This window comes from Nocardioides sp. Z13_37, assembly GCF_058355585.1.
In genome coordinates, this window is the sequence record NZ_JBZGDV010000008.1 from 27,859 (window position 1) to 48,145 (window position 20,287).

The following is a 20,287-nucleotide window of genomic DNA, read 5'->3' on the forward strand; positions in this document are numbered from 1 at the left end:
ACCAAGACCCTCAGCTTGCGTGTTGCTGAACGACGTTGAGCACGTTGCCATCGGGAGCGCGGACGAAGAAGCGAGTCACGCCCCATGCCTCGGTTGTCAGGGGATGCACGATGTCGTACCCGCGCTCCTGTGCTTGGCGGTAGGCGGCTTCGACGTCGTCGACCATGACCGAGACCACGGGGTCCACGGGCGCGGTGGCATCGCTGGTCATCACCTGGAGCGTCGCCCGGGATGCCGGCGAGGTGTGGCGGGCCAGCCAGCCCAGGTTGAACTCCTCCTCGGCCAACCCGAGGTAGTCGCTGTAGAAGCTCCTGGATGCGGGGAGGTCGGGCACGTGGAGGTCGGCGATGATCTGCGTGACGCGGATGCGCGACGTGTCGGCACTCCCAGTCGGGCCGGTTTCGCCTGGGGTCTGCTCCGGCGCGGCGCCCAGGAGGTGGATCCAGCGCGGATCCTGCTGGCCCGACCGGCGCTCGAGCTCACGCACCAGCGGTTGCGGGCGGCTCGCCATCCGGCGCAGGCACTCCTCGACCTCGCCCCGGTCGGCGAATGCGTGCAGCCGCTCGGTGCGGGTGCGCAGCTCACCCGGCGCCTGCGCCCCGCGGAGCAGCAGCACCGTGAGCAGCGCGCGCTCATCGGGCTCGAGGGCGAGGCGCTCGTCGAGGATCTGGTGGTACTTCAGGGTCCGGCGCCCGGTGTCGGACCACACGATCCGCAGCAGCCCACGCTCCTTGAGCGACTTCGCGGTCCGCTCGACGGTCTGCTGGTCGAGGTCGGTCACGGGGTCGCGGCTGCTCCTCTGGTTGCACGCCGACACCAGCGCGTTCGCGGAGAGGGGATAGGTGGCGGGCACGGTCGTCTGCTTCTCCAGCAGGCTGCCGAGGATGCGCTGGTCAGTCGCATCGAGGACGGGGAGTTCGCTCACGCCACGACCTTAAGTCTGCCTTCAGCACGATTGCGGATCGGACGGCCTCCTTCCGCCGCGTGCCGGCGTACCTCGACACGTCACTCTTGCGGGCGGCGTGCATCGAGCCGCCCGCAAGCGGATCCTGGGACGGGTCGGCCAACAACTCCCGGCCTCGCGCGTGCGTCACACTCGAGGAGCCGGCAGACGGAGGCCGACCAGTCGGAGGAGAGCCATGCGACGCATGTTCATCACTGTCTCGTTGATCGCCGTGGCGCCGCTCGGCGTCGTCGGCCTGGTCGCCGGTCCCGCGACGGCCGAGACGACCTGTGACGGGAAGGTGCCCACGATCGTCGTCGTCCCGGGGGAGCCGGGCACCGGCACGCCGGGGGACGACGTCATCCTCGGCACGTACGCCCAGGACCGGATCGACGGGGGTGCGGGCGACGACACGATCTGCGGGCTCGGCAACGCCGACACGCTGGTCGGCGGGCCGGGTGACGACCGGCTGTTCGGTGGCCTCGACGACTACTACGTCCCCGACGACGGCTACGCCGGCGACATCCTTGTGCCGGGTCCTGGGAACGACTTCATCGACCTGGGCGACGACCCGGCGTCGGCGACGGTCGACGACGTGGACCAGCCGGCCCGCTACGACAAGGTGGTGTTCGAGGACGCACCCGGTCCGGTCGTGGTGGACCTCGCGGCCGGCACGGCGACCGGCGAGGGCAGGGACACGATCGTGGTGCCGGCCTACTCCGGCGGGATCGTGGGCTCGGCCTACGACGACGTGCTGACCGGCTCGGACACACCCGACCGGATCGAGGGCGGCCGCGGCGACGACCGCATCCGCGGGCTGGGCGGTGACGACCACATCGAGCCCGATCAGGGTGACGACGTCGCACACGGAGGTGAGGGCGACGACAGCATCGTCTCGCCGGACAGCGGACGTGACCGGTTCTACGGCGACGACGGCGACGACTTCGTGGAGGCCCGCGGGCGCGGGAGCGCCATCGGCGGTGGCGACGGCGACGACTACCTCCTCGCCCACCTCGGCGCCACGGTCCACGGCGGATCAGGCGACGACGAGATCGGGGCCGACCTCATCCGCAGGACCCGGATCGATGTGGACGGCGGCCCCGGGCGGCGCGACGTGGTCCTGCTGCGGGCACCGAAGTCGGAGTTCGCGCGGGGCTCGACGTACGTCATCGACGTGCCGCGCAAGCGCGTGACGGTCGGCGGCACCAGGCGTGCGCGCTACGAGGGTGTCGAGGACGTCAGGTTCTCCGGGCGTCCCGGCAGCCTGACCTACCGAGGCGGCCCCGGGCGCGACCGCCTGTCGGTGAGCGGCGGCATGCAGGTGACGGCGTACGGGCGTCGTGGTGCCGACATCCTCGTCGGCGGTGCACGCGACGACCTCCTCGTCGGTGGTCCCGGTCGCGACCAGCTCGTCGGTGGTCCCGGGCGGGACCGGTGCATCGGCGGCGAGCAGCGACGGCAGTGCGAGGTGCGCCGCTGACGCGGCAGTCCGATTGCGGACTAGGCGAGGTAGAGGTCGACGCCGGGTGGGGCGTCGAGGATCGTCCTGGCCTTCTCGGGGTGGATGGGGTGGGTGCCGGTGTGGTCGACGAGGAAGCCGAGGCCGTGGGGGGTGAGCCAGACGTAGCGGCCCTCGCCGCACTGTCGGGAGCGGTAGCCGGCGTGGGTCTTCCAGCGATGGTGTCGTCGGCCGAGGGGGCCGGAGTTGTGCGAGCCGGTCTGGCCGGGTGGCGGGTCTCGCCCCTCATCGCCATGCAGGAACGCGGTGGGGTGGTCGAGGTCGACATGGCGGCTGGTGGAGGTGGCGTAGGGCCAGTAGTCGCCGCCGGTGACGAGGTGGACCTGGTCGCGGAGTGACTCGGGGTGCTCGTAGGCGGTGTGGCGGACCCGGTCGGAGAGGTCCTTGACGGGCTGGACCTTCAGCTCGACGCGGTGCAGCAGCTCGCGCAACCGGGTGAGGGTGAGGGGTCCGAGGCCTTCGACGCGGGCGATGCCGTCGCCGGCGTGGAGGGCAGCTTCGTGCAGGTGCACGTGCAGCACACCCCGCGGCGCGAGCGGGGTGAGGTCGACCTCGCGCAGCGCGTCGAGCAGATCGGCGGGAAACGCCAGCCCCCGCGCCAGGACCGGCTCCACCACAGGCTCCGGCAGGTCCACGTCGAGAGCGGGCTCCACCTCGGTGGTCGCGGTGTGCTCGAGGAGGAGGGTGAGGAGCTCGGTGGGTCGGGCGAGCCAGCCGAGTGCTTCGGCGAGGAGCTCGTCGGGGTGCGCGTCGAGGTGGCGAGGGGCGAGGATCTCGCCGACGCGGTGCACGATCGCGTCGAGGGCAGCGGCGTCGCCGGCCTCGAGGCGGGCGATGAGGGTGCGGAGGCCGTGCTCGTCGGTGCGGCCCAGGCCGACGTAGCGGCGGCGGCGTTCGGCCTCACATCGCTGCTCGTGCAGCTCGGTGTCGGCCTCGATGATCTTGGCCTCGGCGACGGTGAGGACCCGGCCGGGGGCCTCGGTGGCGATCATCCGCGAGACGGCGCTGTCGACCACCCCGACGCGCTCGCGGGGCAGGTGGCGCGAGAGCTTCGCGACCCGCCTCGCGACCCAGACCTCGCAGTCACCACGACGACACACCGCCCACGTCAACGGCAGCCGGTGCTCGAGGTCGAGCACGTCGGCCAGCGCGTGGGACGTGGCGGTGACCCCGGCGCCGCGGGCCAGCGCGATCTCGCCGAGGCTGAAGTCCTGCACGCGGGGTGCCGTCACCACCCACGCGCCGCAGGACGTTGCCGACCCGGCGGGCGATGTGCCCGTCGGGGCCCTCGGTGGGGTCGGTGGAGTGGATCGCGGCCCAGGCCGAGAGCAGCTCGAGGCGGTGCACCTCCGCGAGCCGCACCGCGCGCTCGGCCTCGCCCGCGGCGGCCAGGAGGGCGTCCGCGTCGAGGTCGAGAAGGGTGCTGCTCATGGGGACGACGCTAGCCGTCGCCACCGACACTCAACCCCCGGATCCACGCTCAGATCCACATGCCGGGCAACTATTTTCGAACAGGTGGTCTACGCCCTCGCCGCGTAGTCCGGCAGCTGCTGCAGTGCCCACCCGTTGCCGTCGGGGTCGGCGAAGAAGACGAAGCGGCCCCACTCGAGCTCGTCCACCTCGCTGACCTCGATGCCGCGCCCGAGCAGCTCGGCGCGGGTGGCGTCGGCGTCCGCGATCACCATCTGCAGGTTGTCGAGCGAGCCGGGCTCGAGCTGCGTCAGGCCCTTGCCGATGGCGATCGAGCAGGCCGACCCCGGTGGCGTCAGCTGCACGAAGCGCACCTCCTCGCTGACCGTGCGGTCGTGATCGGCGACGAAGCCGACCTTCACGTAGAACTCCTTGGCCCGGTCGACGTCCGTCACGGGCACCATCACCAGCTCCAGCTTCATGTCCATCGCCCGAGGCTAGGACGCATTGAGGTCACCTGCTGACCTCAAGACGTCCGGATCACGCCGCCGACACCAGGCGGACGATCACCCCGCGGAGTCCGACCACGTGATATCTCTAGTAATTCACTACAGATAAGCGTGAAAGGTCGTGCGTGATGGAGTTCCTCTGGTACATCCCCAACCAGGCGTCGCCGGGGCACCGGCTCGACGACACGGTCGATGGCCACAACGGCCTGCAGCGGCTCGCCCACCTCGCCCGGCTCGCCGAGGACCACGGGTGGGGCGGCGCCCTGATCGGGACCGGGTGGAAGCGACCCGACACCTTCACCGTCGCCACCGCCCTGGCCGCGGCGACCACGACCTTCAACCCGCTCATCGCGATCCGCCCCGGCTACTGGACGCCCGCCCACTTCGCCGCGTCCGCCGCCACCCTCGACCAGCTCAGCGGTGGCCGGGTCAAGGTCAACGTGGTCTCCGGCCCCGACCACCAGGCGCAGTACGGCGACGACGAGGGCGACCAGGCGCAGCGCTACGCCCGCACGCGCGAGTTCATGCGCCTGGTCCGGCGCTACTGGACCGAGGACGACGTGAGCTTCGACGGCGCCCACTACCGCGCCACGGGTGCCACGCTCGAGCACAGGCCGGTGGCACGCGAGGGCCGGCCGCACCCCCAGCTCTACTTGGGCGGCGCGTCCGAGGCCGCCCAGCGCACGGCCGCCGCCGAGGCCGACGTGCAGCTCTTCTGGGGCGAGCCCCTCGACGGTGTCGCCGCACGGATCGAGCACCTCCGCACGCTGAGCGCCGAGCTCGACCGCGACCTGCCGCCGCTGGAGTACGGGCTGCGCATCACCACCCTCGTGCGCGAGACCACCGACCAGGCCTGGGCCGACGCGGAGGCCAAGGTCGCCGCCATGGCGCAGGGCCAGCACGAGTGGGTCGCCGACCCGGGCCGCCGGGTCGCCGTCGGGCAGCAGCGCCTCCTTGACCTCGCCGAGAAGGGCGACGTGCTCGACGACTGCCTCTACACGGCTCCCGGCCGGGTGGGCGGTGGCGGCGCGGGCACCACCTGGCTGGTCGGCTCGGCCGACGACGTGGCCAAGGCGCTGCGGCGCTACGCCGACCTCGGCGTCACCCACTTCGTCCTCAGCGACACGCCGTACGAGCAGGAGATCGCGCGCGTCGGTGACGCGCTGCTGCCGCTCCTGCGCTGACGTCGCACCCCCCCTCGGCGTCGCCGTCGGGGAGTGCACGGGAACTCCTGCCACTCCAAAACCAATAAAGTCGAGTTAGTTACAGTACTTTAAAGATCCGCAGTCCCCGAGAAGGAGAATCCCTGATGCCACGACGAGGGCTCACCCGCCCCCTGATCCGAGCGGCCGTGCTGGCCACCGCCGGCCTCCTGGCCCTCTCCGCGTGCGGCGGCGACCAGGCGGGCCCGCGGCTCGAGCTGACCGCCGCCCTCCCCGACGGCCCGGCCGAGGACACCGTGCTGCGCGTGGGCGACCCCGCCACGCAGGTGGCCCTCGAGACGTCCGGACTGATCGACGACCTGGACGTCGAGATCGAGTGGGCCAACATCACCGGCGGCCCCAAGACCCTGGAGGCGTTCCGCGCCGACGCCATCGACATCGGCTCGGTGGCCGACATCCCGCCGCTCTTCGCCCACTGGACCGGCACCGACGTCCGGATCGTCGCCGCCCGCGAGACCGTCGACCCGATGGAGCACCCGACGTACGAGCTCGGGGTGGCCCCCGGTGTCGACGTGACCTCGATCGAGGACCTGAAGGGCAAGAAGATCGCCTACAGCCCCGGCCAGGCGCAGGGGGCGCTGGTGCTCAACGTGCTCCGCGCGGCCGGCCTGACCCCGGACGACGTCGAGTTCGTCGAGATGCAGAGTGTCGACGACGCGTTCTCCGTCGCGCTCGCCGGCAAGCAGGTCGACGTCGCGCCGCTCGGCCAGACCCTGGTCAAGACCTACCTCGCCAAGTACGAGCGGGACGGCGCCACCACGATCCTGCCCGGGGTGCGGGACGACGCGTGGACGCTCTACGCGCCGACCACCGTGCTCGAGGACGCCGACAAGGCCGCCGCGATCAAGGAGTACGTCGTGGCCTGGGCCAAGGCCCAGCAGTGGATCTCCGAGCACCCCGACGAGTTCGCCCAGGCCTACTACGTCGACCACGAGGGCCTCGCGCCCGAGGACGCCAAGCACGTCGTCGACGCGCTCGGCGAGTACACGGTGCCCACCGACTGGGACGACGTCATCGCCCGCCACCAGGAGACCGTCGACACCCTTGTCGAGGCCCAGGACCAGGAGCCGCTGAAGGTCGAGACCCTCTACGACCGTCGCTACGAGAAGGCCATCGCGACCGCGCTGGAGGGCTCATGACGACCCTCGCCGCACCTGCCCGGCCGCTCGCCGAGGCGCAGGACGTACGCCCGACCCGGCGGCGCCTCGGCCCGGGCAAGCCGATCCGCTTCGGTGGCCTCATCGGCATCGTCGCGCTGCTGGCCGCCTGGGTGGTGGGGTCGGCCACCGGCCTCCTCGACCCGCGCACCCTCACCGAGCCGTGGACGGTGGTCCAGACGGCCGGCACGCTCATCGAGAACGGCCGCCTCCAGGAGGGCCTGGTCACCTCCGGCATCCGGGCGGCCCTGGGCCTGGGCCTCGGTGTCCTCGTCGGCACCGTCCTCGCCGTGCTGTCGGGCCTGTCCCGGATCGGCGAGTCCCTCATCGACGGGCCGATCCAGGTCAAGCGCTCCATCCCGACGCTCGCCCTCATCCCGCTGCTGATCCTGTGGCTCGGGATCGGCGAGCCGATGAAGGTCATCACCATCGCCCTGGCGGTGTTCGTGCCCATCTACATCCACACCCACAACGGCCTGCGCACCATCGAGGGCAGGTATGCCGAGCTCGCCGAGACGCTCGGCGTCACCCGCGGCGAGTTCATCCGCCACGTGGTGCTCCCCGGCGCGATGCCCGGCTTCCTGCTCGGCCTGCGCTTCGCGGTGACCTCCTCGCTGCTCGCGCTGGTCGTCGTCGAGGTCATCAACGCCACGAGCGGCATCGGCCACATGATCACGCTCGCGTCCAACTACGGGCAGACCGACATCATCGTCGTCGGCCTGGTCGTCTACGCGATGCTCGGCGTCACCGCCGACGCGTTCGTCCGACTGATCGAGAGGAAGGCACTGTCATGGCGTCGTACGCTGGCGAGCTGAGCACCCACCAGGAGCAGGCGGTGCGGGTCACGTCCCTGCACCGCAGCTTCAACGAGGCGGGAGGCGTGCTCAACGGCCTCGACCTCGACATCGCCCCCGGCGAGTTCGTGGCTCTGCTGGGCCGCAGCGGCTCGGGCAAGAGCACCCTGCTCCGCGCCCTGGCCGGCCTCGACCGCGGGGTCGCCGGCACCGGCGTCATCGAGGTGCCGGAGAAGGTCTCCGTGGTGTTCCAGGACTCCCGGCTGCTGCCGTGGAAGCGGGTGCTCGACAACGTCACCCTCGGCCTCCGCGACGGCGACGCCGCCGGTCGGGGCACCCAGGCGCTCGCCGAGGTCGGCCTCGCCGGCCGCGAGCGGGCGTGGCCGCACGAGCTGTCCGGCGGCGAGCAGCAGCGCGCCTCCCTGGCCCGCTCGCTCGTCCGCGACCCGCAGCTGCTGCTGGCCGACGAGCCCTTCGGCGCCCTCGACGCGCTGACCCGGATCCGGATGCACACGCTGCTGCGCAAGCTGTGCGAGGTGCACCGCCCGGCCGTGCTGCTCGTGACCCACGACGTCGACGAGGCGATCGTGCTGGCCGACCGCGTCATCGTGCTGGACGGCGGCGTCGTACGCCACGACGCGCGCGTCGAGCTCGAGGGCCGGCGCTCGCAGGCCGACCCGGCCTTCGCCCGCCTCCGGGCCCGGCTGCTGGCCGAGCTCGGTGTCGAGGACGACCACGACGCCGCGCCGGCGCACCTCGACCGAGCCGTGGACCGTTCGGTGGACCGGGCGGCGTCATGAGCGGCCGGGAGCTCCACCTCAACCTCTTCATCTATCCCGACGGACACCACGAGGCGGCCTGGCGGCACCCGGACAGCCAGACCGACCGGATCCTCGACATCACCTACTACCAGGAGCTCGCCCAGCGCGCGGAGGCGGCGAAGTTCGACGCCGTCTTCTTCGCCGACGGCCCGTCGCTGGCCGAGAACATCCAGTACGCCGCCCGCTTCCGCCTCGAGCCGATCACCGTGATGACGGCGATCGTCGCGGCGACCGAGCGGATCGGCGTGATCGGCACCGCGTCGACCACCTACACCGAGCCCTACAACCTGGCCCGGCAGTTCTGCGGGCTCGACCACCTCAGCGGCGGCCGCGCCGGCTGGAACATCGTCACGACGGGCGCGGCCGACGCGGCGCTCAACTTCGGCCTCGACGCCCACCCGCTGCACCGCGACCGCTACGAGCGGGCCGAGGAGTACCTCGAGGTCGTGACCAAGCTCTGGGACAGCTGGGAGGACGACGCGGTCGTCGCCGACCGGGAGAGCGGGATCTTCGCCGACCCCGACAAGATCCACCGCATCGACCACGTCGGCACGCACTTCCGGGTGGCGGGCCCGCTCAACGCGCCCCGCTCGCCGCAGGGACGGCCGGTCTACGTGCAGGCAGGCTCCTCGGAGGACGGGCGCGCCTTCGCAGCCCGCTGGGCCGAGGCGATCTTCACCGCCCACCAGACGATCGGGTCGGCCCAGGAGTTCTACGCCGACATCAAGCGGCGGGCGCAGGCGCAGGGTCGCGACCCACGCGGGCTCAAGGTGCTGCCGGGCATCAGCCCGTTCATCGGGTCCACGGCGCGGGAGGCCGAGGACCTGCACCAGCAGCTCAACGACCTCACCCAGCCGGAGTACTCGCTCGCGCAGCTCAACCGGCTGACCGGCGTCGACCTCTCGGCGTACGACCTCGACGGTCCCTTCCCGCGCGAGGTGATCGACGCGAGCGAGGAGCGCAGCGAGGGCAGCAGGTTCCAGCTGGTGCTCGACATCGTCGAGCGCGAGCACCCGACGCTGCGCCAGCTCTGCCACCGCCTCGCCGGTGCCCGCGGCCACCGGGTCGTCACCGGCACCCCCGACCAGGTCGCCGACACCATCCAGGACTGGGCGGAGTCGGGAGCCGCCGACGGCTTCAACGTGATGCCGCCGTGGCTGCCCGGAGGCATCGAGGTCTTCATCGACGAGGTCGTGCCGATCCTGCGTGCACGCGGGCTGTTCCGCGAGGAGTACACAGGAAGCACCCTCCGCGAGCACCTCGGCCTCGAACGACCCGCCAGCCAGTACGCACCCACCTTCAACGAGAGGACCGCATGAGCTTCGACCACTACCGCCCCCTGGGGCGGACCGGCGTCCAGGTCAGTCCACTGACCCTCGGCGCGATGATGTTCGGCGCGTGGGGCAACCCCGACCACGACGAGTCGATCGCGATCATCCACCGGGCACTCGACGCCGGCATCAACGTCATCGACACCGCCGACGTCTATGCCCGCGGTGAGTCGGAGGAGATCGTCGGCAAGGCGCTGAAGGCCCGCAAGGGCAGCCGCGACGACGTCTTCCTCGCCACCAAGTTCCACGGCACCATGCACGACGAGGACCCCAACCAGGCCGGCAACTCGCGTCGCTGGATCATCCGCGAGGTCGAGCACTCGCTGCGACGCCTCCAGGTCGACCACATCGACCTCTACCAGGTGCACCGGCCGCGGCCGGAGGTCGACATCGACGAGACCCTCGGCGCCCTGACCGACCTCGTCCGCCAGGGCAAGGTGCGCTACATCGGCACCTCGACCTTCCTCCCCTCCCAGGTCGTGGAGGCGCAGTGGGTGGCGGAGAAGCGCAACCGCGAGCGCCCGGTCACCGAGCAGCCGCCCTACTCGATCCTCGCCCGCGAGGTCGAGCGCGACATCCTGCCGACCGCACAGAAGTACGGCCTCGGCGTGCTCCCCTGGAGCCCGCTCGCGGGCGGCTGGCTCTCGGGTCGCTACCGCCGCGGCGAGGACCCGGCGGTGACGTCGAGCCGGCTGCGCCGCCAGCCCGCGCGCCACGACCCGTCCTCGCCGGAGAACAAGGTCAAGCTCGAGGCGGCCTTCGCGCTGCAGGAGCTCGCCGACGAGGCGGGGCTGTCGCTGATCCACCTCGCCCTCGGCTTCGTGCTCGCGCACCCGGGGGTGTCCTCGGCCATCATCGGCCCGCGGACCCTCGAGCAGCTCGAGTCGCAGCTCGGCGTGGAGAAGGTCGTGCTGCCGTCCGACGTGCTCGACCGGATCGACGAGATCGTTCCGCCGGGCACGACGCTCAACGAGGCTGACCGGGGTTACGCACCGCCGGCCCTCGTCGAGGCGGCGCTCCGGCGCCGCTGACCGGGTCGCGCCGCCCGGCCCCGGGGGAGGGCCGGGCGGCGCGACCTACTGCCCGGGTGCCCGGCGGGCGGGCCAGCTAGGGCTGAGCCGCAGGGCGGGCGGCCGCCCGGGAGCCGACGACCACGCCGAGCACGCCGATGACGACCGCGAGCGCGTAGACGACCGGGAAGGGGTCGAGGTCGGCGCGCACCGCCGCTGCGTAGGCGATGCCGCTCACCGACAGGGCCAGCGCGGCACCGAGGGAGTCGGCGACGGTGAGGGCGGAGGAGTTGAAGCCGCGGTCCTCGTCGGTGGCCGAGGCGAGCATCGCCACGCCCGTGCGGGGATAGGCGAAGCCCATGCCGATGCTGGCGAAGACGTAGGCCGCGATCGGTGCGGTCGCCGGGATGTCCGTGCCCTGGGAGCGGAGCCAGACGACGGCCGCGATGCCCGCGACGCCGAGCAGCACGACGCTCGTGCCGAACCGGAACGCGGTGCCGTGCGAGACGCGCTCACCCAGGCGCGAGGAGACCTGGCTGGACGCCGCCCACACCAGGCCGACGAGGGTCAGCGCGATGCCCGCCTGCCCGGGCGTCAGGTCCCACCGCTCCTGCAGGACGTAGACGATGTAGGCCTCGGCGCAGAAGAACGACGCGGCGAGCAGGCCGCGGGTGGCGATCACCGCTGGCAGGCCGCGACCGCCGGTGAGCGTGCCGGCCGGCAGCAGGGGGCGGACGCCGACGACGACCAGCACGAAGGCGACCGCCGCGGCGACCAGGGTGACGCCGGTCCCGGACCCGAGGAGCTCGAGCGCGAGCACCGCGACCGCGGCGAGCACCGCCCAGCCGAGCCGGGACCACGATGTCGCCCCCGGCTCCGCGGGGGCGGGCTGGCGTCGGGCGGTCGGGGTGACCAGGACGGCGGCGACCACGACCAGGGCCACGATGCCGAGGAAGACCCAGCGCCAGCCGACGGTGGAGGCGACGAACGCCGCGACGCCCGGGCCGAACAACGCCGGCAGCACCCACGCGGCGGCGAAGGCCGCGAAGATGGCGCCGCGGAGCTGCGCGGGGTAGACGAGCCCGACCAGCACGTAGGCCGCGACGATCATCGCGCCGCTGCCCAGCCCCTGCACGATGCGGCCCACCACGAAGAGCTCCATCGCCGGCGCCGTCCCGCACACGGCGAGGCCGAGCGAGAAGGTCGCCAGCGAGGCCAGCAGCGGGTGGAGCGGACCGCGGCGGTCGGCCCACATGCCCGCGGCCACCATGCCCACGACGCCGCTGGCGAAGGGGGCGGCGAACGCCAGGGCGTAGTAGTCGAAGCCGTCGAGGCTGCGCGCCACGGTCGGCATCACGGCGGTCACCGCCATCGCCTCGAAGGCGGCGAACGCGATGAGGGAGAACAGGCCGACCGTCGTGGCGGCGTAGGCCGGGGAGAGGATCCGCTCGCGCGGCTCCTGGGTGCCCGTCGTGGTGCTGGTGCTCACTCGGCGACGGTAGGGCCTCACGTGCACCCGAGGTCAACCGGGTTATGGTCCGGAATAATCGTGCCCCCGCAGACGCTGCGACGACAGTGACTGCCCTCTCCGTGCTCGACCTCGTGCCCGTCCGCAGCGACCAGACCACTGGCGACGCCATCGCCGCCTCGCGTGACCTCGTCCGCGTCGCCGACGAGCTCGGCTACCGCCGCTACTGGGTCGCCGAGCACCACAACATGCCGGCCGTCGCCGCCACCAACCCGCCGGTCCTGATCGCCATGCTCGCCTCCGCGACCGAGCGCATCAAGGTCGGCTCGGGCGGCGTGATGCTGCCCAACCACGCGCCGCTGGTCGTCGCCGAGCAGTTCGCCCTGCTCGAGGCCGCCTTCCCCGGCCGCATCGACCTCGGCATCGGCCGGGCGCCCGGCACCGACCCGCTCACCCGCTACGTCCTGCGCGGCGGCAGCGCGGAGTCCGCCGACGAGGCGGTGACGAAGTTCCCCGACTACGTCGAGGACATCCGCACCCTGATGACGACCGAGGGCGTCGAGCTCCAGGTGGGCCCGCGCCGCCAGCCGCTGCGCGCGACCCCCGCGGCCCGCACGCTCGCCGACATGTGGCTGCTCGGCTCGAGCGACTACTCCGCCCGCCTGGCCGCCGAGAAGGGCCTGCCCTACGTCTTCGCGCACCACTTCTCGGGCGAGGGCACGGGCGTCGCGCTCGAGCTCTACCGCTCGTCCTACCGCCCGTCGCCGGAGTATCCCGAGCCCCGCACGTTCCTCACCGTCAACGCCGTCGTGGCCGAGACCGAGGAGGAAGCGCGCCGCCGCGCCCTGCCCAACGTGCACCAGATGATCGCGCTGCGCACCGGCGCCCCGCTGCACGCCCAGCGGCTCGTCGAGGAGGCCGAGGCGATCGAGCTGACCCGCGACCAGCGCGCACTCGCCGAGGCGATGGAGCGGCGCTGGATCGTCGGCGCGCCCGAGCAGGCGCGTGCCCGCATCGAGGAGCTCGCGCAGGAGTTCGGCGTCGACGAGGTGATGGTGCACCCGGTGGCGGGCGCCGCGGCCGGCACCGACGTACGCACCTCGCCGGCGCGCGAGGACACGCTGCGCCTGCTCGTGGGCTGACCGCCCCCAGCGCGCAGCAGGCCCCGGACCCCTCCCCCGAGGAGGTCCGGGGCCTTCGTCCTGCCCGCGGGCTCGCGCTCAGTCGAGCGCGAGACCCGCGGCAGGGGTCACCCGCGCGGCACGGCGCGCGGGGACGATGCAGGCGGCCAGCCCGGCGAGGCCGGCCACGATCGCGACGGCCGCGAGCTGCAGGACCGGGACGGTGAAGCCGGCGCCGTCGACCACCGCGCCCACCATGACCTGCACCCCGACCCAGGCGAAGGCGAGGCCGATCGCGATGCCCATCAGCGTCGCCACCGACGACAGGAGCAGGCCCTCGGCCGCCATCGCCCGGCGCAGCTGCTCGCGGGTGAGACCCATCGCCCGCAGCAGCGCGTTCTCGCGGCCGCGCTCGAGCACCGAGAGCCCCAGGGTGTTGGCGATGCCGACCAGCGCGATGAGGATCGCGACGGCCATCAGGCCGACGACCGCACCGGTCAGGATGTCGACCTGGAGGTAGACCCAGCTGCGCTCGGTCCAGCCGCCGGTCAGGTCGGCGCCCGCCGCCCCGGCCAGCGCCGCCATGTCGCCGGAGAGGTCCTCCGCGTCGGCGCCGTCGGCGGCCCTGGCCCACACCGCCATCGGCTGCGGGTCGGGGTCGAGCGCCGCGAGCGTGGTCGCGGACACCAGGCCGGCGTCCCCCCAGCCGCTGTCGGTGCGCACCTCGAGGGTGTGCTCGCGACCCGCGACGGTGACGGTCGCCTCCCCGTCGCGGGCCAGGTCGCCCGCCCGGGCCGGGAGGGTCGCGACGACGTTGTGCGGCAGCAGCAGCACGCCGTCGTCGGGCACCAGGTCGGTGGACCCGCGCACGACCGCGGCGCCGTCGTCGGCCGCGAGCAGGGTGATCGCCGCGCCTCCGAGGCTGGCCGTGGTGCCGTCCAGGCCGGCGGCGCGGGCGATGCCGTCGGTGGCCGCTACCCGGTCGACCAGGGAGTCGGCCAGGGGCTCGTCGACGGCGACGATGCCGGCGTCGAGGGGGTGCGAGTCGTCCATGTCGCGGTCGATCGCGGTCCGCGAGGACGCCAGCCCCGTGAGGATGGCCGTCGTCAGGGTCACCCCGACGAGCAGCGAGGCGGCCGTGGTCGCCGTACGCCGCGGGTTGCGCACCGCGTTGCCGGTGGCGAGCCGGCGCACCGGGCCCCCGCCCGGCAGGGCGCCGGTGAGGCGGATCAGCCGCGGCACCAGCACCGGGCCGAGGAGCAGCACGCCGACGAAGGCGAGCATGCCGCCGGCGAGCATCGCGGCCACCGAGTTGGACACGACGGCCACGGCGAGCAGCGCTCCGCCCGCCGCGAGGCCGAGCGCTGCGAGCACCAGGCGCCAGCGTCCGGCGGCCGAGCGCACGTCCACGCCGGTGTCGGGCCGCAGCGCGGCCAGCGGGGCCACCCGCGTGGCGGCGCGCGTCGGCAGCCAGGCGGCGCCCAGCGTCACCAGGGTCCCCACGGCGAAGGCCGCGGCGGTCCACACGGGGTCGAGCGCGGGCGCGCCGATGTCGGCGAACCAGTTGCGCACCAGCACGACGAGCCCCGCCCCGGCGGCGGCCCCGAGGGCGACGCCGGCCGCCGAGGCGGCCAGGCCCAGGACGAGGGCCTCGAGCCGGATGGCGCGTCGCAGCTGCCGGCGGGTGACGCCGACGCAGCGCAGCAGCGCGAAGTCGCGCATGCGCTGGGCGAAGAGGATGGCGAAGGTGTTGGTGATGACCAGGGCGCCGACGAACAGCGCGATCGCGACGAACAGCAGGGCCATGATGGCGATGACGTCCACCCCGCGCGTGATCTGCGCCTGACGCTCGGCCACCCACTCGGCCGAGGACTCGGCCGTGGCCTCGGGCGCCGCCTCGCGGGCCACGGCCTCCGGCCCGCCCCACGCGACCGCGTCCACCCAGAGGGTGTCCTCGAAGCGGCGCAGGTCGTCCCACGGCACGTAGAGCGCGGCGTTGAACGAAGCCGGGCTGTCCACCAGCCCGACCACCTCGACGTCCGTCGCGGCCGCCCCGCTGCCGACGCGCAGCACGTCGCCGATGCCGACGTCGGTGACCTTGGCCGCGTTGACGTCCGCGAGGGCCTCGCCGGCGGCGGTGGGGTAGCGCCCCTCCTCGAGCGGCTGCCACTGCACGCGCGGGTCGAGGGCGACCTCGGCGACGTTGGTCGACTCGGCGAGCTGGACGCCGTCACGCGAGACCGGCTCCATGGCGTAGCCGAGGGTGAGCGCCGCGAAGCCGCCCTCGGCCGCGGCGTCCACGAGCCGGGTGATCTCGTCGGTGTCGTAGGTCGACACGACCCGGTCGACGCCCGCGACGGGCGCGCCGGTGTCCTCGGTCAGCCCGGACCGGGTGGCGGCGGTGAGCACGCCGATGACGACGATGAAGGCGACGCCGATGACCACGGCGATCGACGCGGCGACGTACCTACGGGTGTGGTGGCGCATCGACGCCAGGAGCACGGTGCGCATCAGGCGCCCTTCCCGCGCAGCGCCGCGACGAGCTCGTCCTGGCCGGGGTCGGTGAGGTGAGCGGTGACCGCGCCGTCGTGGATGACCACCACGTCGTCGGCGTACGCCGCCGCGGCGAGCTCGTGGGTCACCATGACGACGGTCATGCCGAGCTCGCGCACCGATCGGCGCAGGTGCCCGAGCACCTCGGCGCTGGCCTCGCTGTCGAGGTTGCCGGTGGGCTCGTCGGCGAAGACGATGTCGGGCTGGGTGACCAGCGCGCGGGCGATCGCGACGCGCTGCTGCTGGCCGCCGGAGAGCTGGCTGGGCAGGTGCCCGAGGCGGTCGGCGAGCCCGAGGACGCCGACGACCTGGTCGTAGCGCTCCCGGTCGACGTCGCGTCCGGCGAGCTCGAGCGGGAGCACGATGTTCTGCCCGGCGGTGAGCATCGGGAGCAGGTTGAACGCCTGGAAGACGAAGCCGATGTGCTCGCGGCGGAAGAGGGTCAGGGCCGTGTCGTCGAGCCCGGCGAGGTCGCGTCCCGCGACGCTCACCGTGCCGCTCGTCGCGGCGTCGAGGCCGGCCAGGCAGTGCATCAGGGTCGACTTGCCGGAGCCGCTCGGGCCCATGATCGCGGTGAAGCGCCCGGCGGGCAGGTCGAGGTCGACGCCGCGCAGGGCGTGCACGGCGCTGTCGCCGGCGCCGTAGGTGCGGGTCAGCCCGCGGGCGCTCGCCGCCGTGCGGGTGGTCAGGTCGGGTGTCGTCGTCATGGGGACAACGCTCGTCGTTCGCGGCCCCCGGGTCGTCGGTCCCCGGCACGGACCTCCCGTCCCCCTGCGGTCGCACCCCGCGGGTCGGCGTACGACCGGGGTAGGACGGGGGAGTGGTGCGGGCTGGGGGCAAGGAGGCCAGGGCTGGTCGCGGGCAGCCGCCACAACGGCGCGTTGCTGTGCGTCAGGGCGCTGCACCGGGGGCCGATGCGCGGCGCTCGGTGTCGCGGTCCTCGATGGCCTGCCGGACCTCGCTGATGGCCGTGCGGAGCATGTCGCCGTAGGCGTCCTCGGCCAGCGCGGGGGCGTGCCGGGCAGCGTCGTCGACGTGCTCGGCGGCCGCGCCGAACGCGCCCAGTCGGCGCAGGTTGTCGGCGATGTTGAGGTGCAGGCTGGGGTAGAAGCCGGCCACCTGGAGGTGTGCGTGATGTTGCTGGGCGCGCTCGTCGGTGAGCGCGTCGGCCGCGTCGAGCGCGCGGACGTCCCAGACCAGTGCCTCGGCCGGGCTCTCGTAGAGGTCGGCCAGGTAGTGGGCGAGGGTGCAGCGGTGGTACGGGTCGCCGGCCGCGCCGACCCGGGACCAGATGGCCAGCAGGTCGCGTCGCGCGGACTCGGTGTCGCCCTCGTGGCCGAGGACGACGGCGGCGCCGATGGCCTCCATCGTGGGGTCGGGTGTGGCAGCGGGTGCGGTCATGGGAGTGGTTCCGTCCTCGTCGTCGTTCTCTGGCGGTCGTTCTCAGGCGGTGGTGCTGCCGGACGGGGCAGGGGTCCGACGGCTGGGCATCACGAGCGTGGTGAGGTCGCCGTCGTCGGCCGACCGGATGGTGGCTGGCTGGTCGGGCCCGCGGAGGTCGAGCATCACGTCGCCGCCGAGCGCGTGGCTCAACGCCGGGTAGAGGGTGGTGAGCTCGAAGCAGATGGTGAGATCGGGCCCGGTCGCCGATCCGTCGAGGCCCAGGGCGGTGTCGGCCAGCAGCAGGCTCGGCCGGCCGTCGGCGACCCGGAGACCGACCGTCTCCGGAGCCAGCCGCTCCAGCGCCCGGAGGATCTGCTGCGTCCCGACGGTGACCCGGTGCGTCACCGGCGCGAGGGAGCCAACCAGGAGTCGGTGGTCGGGGAAGGCCTGGGTCAGGAGGCGGCAGTGCGCGACGGTGCCGTCGCCCAGGCGGAGGCCCAGGGTCCGCTCGCCCGCCTCCAGGACCACGCGGGGGCTTCGACGGATCAGCGAGGTTGCCGCCTGGAGATCCTCGCCCGCCAGCGTTCCTGCCCAGGGACTGGCGGCCGGGTCGTCGGGCACCAGCGTCCGCGTGGCGAGGCGGTAGCGATCGGTCGCAGTCAGCGCGACGGCGTCGGGCTCGACCTCCAGTCGCACACCACGCAGGACCGGGATCTCCGGGTCGTGGACCGTGGTCGCCAGGACCTGGTCGACGGCAGCAGCGAGCACCGGACCGGGGAGCTCGCAGAGGACGAGGGGAGCCTCCTCGTCGAGGGATGCCTCGAGCGTGGCGGCGGCGTGGCGGGCGCCCGCGGCGTCTGCTGTGACCTTGGCGACCTGGTCGCCGATCAGGCGGGCCCGTTCCGCGGCGCCTGCGGTGAAGAACCTGCCGATCACGGGCAGCGGCATCCCGACCGCGCGCAGCTGCCGCAGCTGTGAGGCACGCACGAGCTGCGCCTCGCTGTAGAGCCGATAGCCCGTCGCCGGGTCGACCAGCTCGGGCTCGAGCAGACCGGCGTCGTCGTAGAACCGCAACGCGCTCGCGGTCAGCCCGGCGAGCCTGGCGAACGCGCCGATCGACATCAGCTCCGGGTCACTCACCCGACCATCGTCGGGCCTCGACCAACTCGAAGGTCAACCCCCGTACGCGCCGTGCGGGCTAGGGGGTGACCAGGCCCGACTCGTAGCCGAGCACCACGAGCTGGACGCGGTCGCGCGACCCGGTCTTGGCCAGCACCCGGCCGACGTGGGTCTTCACGGTCGTCTCGGCGACGACGAGGTCGGCGGCGATCTCGGTGTTGCTGAGGCCGCGGGCGACGAGGGTCAGCACCTCGAGCTCGCGGTCGGTCAGCTGCGCGAGGCGCTCGTCGGTGTGCCCCGTCGTGGCGGGGTCGGGCAGCGCGGCGAAGTGGTCGAGCAGCCGGCGGGTGGTGCTCGGCGCGACGACGGCGTCGCCGGCCTGCACGGCCCGGATCGCGCCGAGAAGGTCCGGCGGGGCGGCGTCCTTGAGCAGGAAGGCGGAGGCCCCGGCGCGGATCGCGGCGAAGGCGTACTCGTCGAGGTCGAAGGTGGTCAGCACGATCACCCGCGGCGGCTCGGCCGTCGCCAGCAGCCGGCGGGTGGCCTCGACCCCGTCGACGCGGGGCATCCGGACGTCCATCAGCACCACGTCGGCGGCAGTGACCGAGAGTCGCTCCAGCGCCTCGGCGCCGTCGCCGGCCTCGCCGACGACCTCCATGTCGTCCTGGCTCTCGACCAGCATCCGGAAGCCGGCGCGCACCATCTGCTGGTCGTCGACGAGGAAGACCCGGATCCGGTCGGTCGTGGGGTGCTCGCTCACAGCGGCAGCCTCGCAGACACCGCGAAGCCGCCACCGGGCGCCGGGCCGGCCTCGAGGGTGCCGCCGTGGACGGCGGCGCGCTCGCGCATGCCGACCAGGCCCAGCCCGCGTCCGTCGGCACCCGCCGCCGCACCTCGCCCGTCGTCGCGCACGTCGATGGTGATCGCGCGGCCGGCGGTGACCCGCACGTCCACGCTCGCGTCCGGTCCGGCGTGCTTGCGCACGTTGGTGAGCGCCTCCTGCACGATCCGGTAGGCCGCCAGCGCGACGCCGTCGGGCACCTCGGGCGCGGGGTCCGGGAGGTCGGCCGTGACCCGCATGCCGGCGGTGCGCGCCTCCTCGACCAGGTGGCGTACGTCGCCCAGCCCGGGCTGCGGCGCCACGCCGGTGTCGCCCTCGCGCAGCAGTCCGAGCAGGCGGCGCATCTCGGTCAGCGCCTCGCGGCCCGCGGCGGAGATCGTCTCCAGGGTGCCGACCGCCACGGCGGGGTCCTTCGCCGCGGCGTAGCGCGCGCCGTCGGCCTGCACGACGATCACCGACAGCCCGTGGGCGACGACGTCGTGCATCTCGCGGGCGATGCGCGAGCGCTCGTCGCGGGCGGCGAGCTCGACCTCGCGCTCGGCCATCCGCTCGGCCTGCTCGGCGCGCGCGACCAGCGAGGCGACGTAGTTCTCCCGCTCCTGGGCCGCGAAGCCCAGCGCCCAGGCGGTCGTGACGAGAGCGCCGATGGTCACGGCGTAGGGGACGATGGTGCCGGCGGTGATGTCGCCGCCGAAGCCCAGGGTCCAGCGGATCGCCGCGACCAGCGAGGCGGCGTAGCCGACGAGCAGCGCCGCCACTCCTTGCCAGCGCGGCGACCAGCGAGCCACGGCGTAGACGGCGACGGGGAAGGCGAGCTGGCCGACGACCGGCTCGTGGTAGGCCACGGCCTGCAGCGCGGACGCCGTGGCCACCGCGAGGAACACGCCCCAGGCGTGGCTCCGGCGCCAGAGCAGCGGGACCAGCTCGGCGGCGGTGAAGATCGCGGCCACGGGCTCGCCGGAGGCGAGGTGGCCGAAGGTCCCGAGCACGACCAGGCCGCCGATGACCGACAGGTCGAGCCACCGCCGTGCGCGCGGTCCCAGGCGCCACGGGTGCTGGTCCATGACTCGGACCCTAACCAGCCC

At 73.4% G+C, this 20,287-nt stretch carries 18 protein-coding genes; 8 read left to right on the top strand and 10 right to left on the bottom strand.

The features are described 5' to 3' along the window. Nucleotides 1-10: 10 nt before the first annotated feature. Nucleotides 11-925 (bottom strand): DUF480 domain-containing protein, encoded by a 915-nt coding sequence (locus tag AC4H2S_RS17460; protein WP_491498251.1) that lies wholly within the window; start codon nt 923-925, stop codon nt 11-13. A 214-nt stretch (nt 926-1,139) separates the two neighbouring features. Between AC4H2S_RS17460 and AC4H2S_RS17465 the strand changes: the two genes are divergently transcribed. Then, nucleotides 1,140-2,423 carry a calcium-binding protein gene (locus AC4H2S_RS17465; protein ID WP_491498252.1) on the top strand — a complete coding sequence of 428 codons (1,284 nt, stop codon included), beginning with the start codon at nt 1,140-1,142 and terminating at the stop codon, nt 2,421-2,423. 20 nt (nt 2,424-2,443) lie between these two features. Here the strand turns inward: AC4H2S_RS17465 and AC4H2S_RS17470 are convergent, their stop codons facing one another. Then, on the bottom strand, nt 2,444-3,694 hold the full coding sequence (locus AC4H2S_RS17470) for a hypothetical protein (RefSeq protein WP_491498253.1): 1,251 nt from the start codon (nt 3,692-3,694) through the stop codon (nt 2,444-2,446). A 288-nt stretch (nt 3,695-3,982) separates the two neighbouring features. Further along, entirely contained in the window at nt 3,983-4,360 is a 378-nt protein-coding gene (locus AC4H2S_RS17475; RefSeq protein ID WP_491498254.1) for a VOC family protein, read from the bottom strand. A 149-nt stretch (nt 4,361-4,509) separates the two neighbouring features. Here AC4H2S_RS17475 and AC4H2S_RS17480 point away from each other — a divergent pair, with 149 nt between their 5' ends. The 6 genes from AC4H2S_RS17480 to AC4H2S_RS17505 all read left to right on the top strand — a co-directional run bounded on the left by AC4H2S_RS17480 (nt 4,510) and on the right by AC4H2S_RS17505 (nt 10,738). Further along, entirely contained in the window at nt 4,510-5,565 is a 1,056-nt protein-coding gene (locus AC4H2S_RS17480) for an LLM class flavin-dependent oxidoreductase (RefSeq protein ID WP_491498255.1), read from the top strand. Nucleotides 5,566-5,690: 125 nt separating this feature from the next. Next, complete coding sequence (locus AC4H2S_RS17485; RefSeq protein WP_491498256.1) at nt 5,691-6,743, top strand: ABC transporter substrate-binding protein; 1,053 nt, start codon at nt 5,691-5,693, stop codon at nt 6,741-6,743. Next, on the top strand, nt 6,740-7,576 hold the full coding sequence (locus tag AC4H2S_RS17490; RefSeq protein WP_491498257.1) for an ABC transporter permease: 837 nt from the start codon (nt 6,740-6,742) through the stop codon (nt 7,574-7,576). Before AC4H2S_RS17485 ends, AC4H2S_RS17490 begins: the two co-directional genes overlap by 4 nt. After that, nucleotides 7,552-8,355 carry an ABC transporter ATP-binding protein gene (locus tag AC4H2S_RS17495; RefSeq protein ID WP_491498258.1) on the top strand — a complete coding sequence of 268 codons (804 nt, stop codon included), beginning with the start codon at nt 7,552-7,554 and terminating at the stop codon, nt 8,353-8,355. The genes AC4H2S_RS17490 and AC4H2S_RS17495 overlap by 25 nt, the downstream gene beginning before the upstream one ends. Beyond that, on the top strand, nt 8,352-9,695 hold the full coding sequence (locus tag AC4H2S_RS17500) for an LLM class flavin-dependent oxidoreductase (protein ID WP_491498259.1): 1,344 nt from the start codon (nt 8,352-8,354) through the stop codon (nt 9,693-9,695). Before AC4H2S_RS17495 ends, AC4H2S_RS17500 begins: the two co-directional genes overlap by 4 nt. Beyond that, complete coding sequence (locus AC4H2S_RS17505; protein ID WP_491498260.1) at nt 9,692-10,738, top strand: aldo/keto reductase; 1,047 nt, start codon at nt 9,692-9,694, stop codon at nt 10,736-10,738. The genes AC4H2S_RS17500 and AC4H2S_RS17505 overlap by 4 nt, the downstream gene beginning before the upstream one ends. A 76-nt stretch (nt 10,739-10,814) precedes the next feature. Here AC4H2S_RS17505 and AC4H2S_RS17510 read toward each other — a convergent pair whose 3' ends face one another. Next, the gene (locus AC4H2S_RS17510) at nt 10,815-12,206 is read right to left on the bottom strand and encodes an MFS transporter (RefSeq protein ID WP_491498261.1); all 1,392 of its coding nucleotides are present in this window, start codon (nt 12,204-12,206) and stop codon (nt 10,815-10,817) included. Nucleotides 12,207-12,292: 86 nt separating this feature from the next. Here AC4H2S_RS17510 and AC4H2S_RS17515 point away from each other — a divergent pair, with 86 nt between their 5' ends. Then, complete coding sequence (locus AC4H2S_RS17515) at nt 12,293-13,327, top strand: LLM class flavin-dependent oxidoreductase (RefSeq protein WP_491498262.1); 1,035 nt, start codon at nt 12,293-12,295, stop codon at nt 13,325-13,327. Between the two features lie 78 nt (nt 13,328-13,405). On the opposite strand, the gene AC4H2S_RS17520 is transcribed toward AC4H2S_RS17515, so the two are convergent. From AC4H2S_RS17520 to AC4H2S_RS17545, 6 genes are all read right to left on the bottom strand, one after another. Continuing rightward, on the bottom strand, nt 13,406-15,817 hold the full coding sequence (locus AC4H2S_RS17520; protein ID WP_491498263.1) for an ABC transporter permease: 2,412 nt from the start codon (nt 15,815-15,817) through the stop codon (nt 13,406-13,408). Continuing rightward, nucleotides 15,817-16,566 (bottom strand): ABC transporter ATP-binding protein, encoded by a 750-nt coding sequence (locus AC4H2S_RS17525; RefSeq protein ID WP_491498264.1) that lies wholly within the window; start codon nt 16,564-16,566, stop codon nt 15,817-15,819. The genes AC4H2S_RS17520 and AC4H2S_RS17525 overlap by 1 nt, the downstream gene beginning before the upstream one ends. 184 nt (nt 16,567-16,750) lie before the next feature. Next, entirely contained in the window at nt 16,751-17,260 is a 510-nt protein-coding gene (locus tag AC4H2S_RS17530) for a hypothetical protein (RefSeq protein WP_491498265.1), read from the bottom strand. Nucleotides 17,261-17,302: 42 nt separating this feature from the next. Next, complete coding sequence (locus AC4H2S_RS17535) at nt 17,303-18,382, bottom strand: DNA polymerase III subunit beta family protein (RefSeq protein ID WP_491498266.1); 1,080 nt, start codon at nt 18,380-18,382, stop codon at nt 17,303-17,305. 58 nt (nt 18,383-18,440) lie between these two features. Further along, nucleotides 18,441-19,121, bottom strand: coding sequence for a response regulator (locus tag AC4H2S_RS17540; protein ID WP_491498267.1), 681 nt, complete (start codon nt 19,119-19,121; stop codon nt 18,441-18,443). Beyond that, entirely contained in the window at nt 19,118-20,266 is a 1,149-nt protein-coding gene (locus AC4H2S_RS17545) for a sensor histidine kinase (RefSeq protein ID WP_491498268.1), read from the bottom strand. Before AC4H2S_RS17545 ends, AC4H2S_RS17540 begins: the two co-directional genes overlap by 4 nt. Nucleotides 20,267-20,287 lie beyond the last annotated feature (21 nt).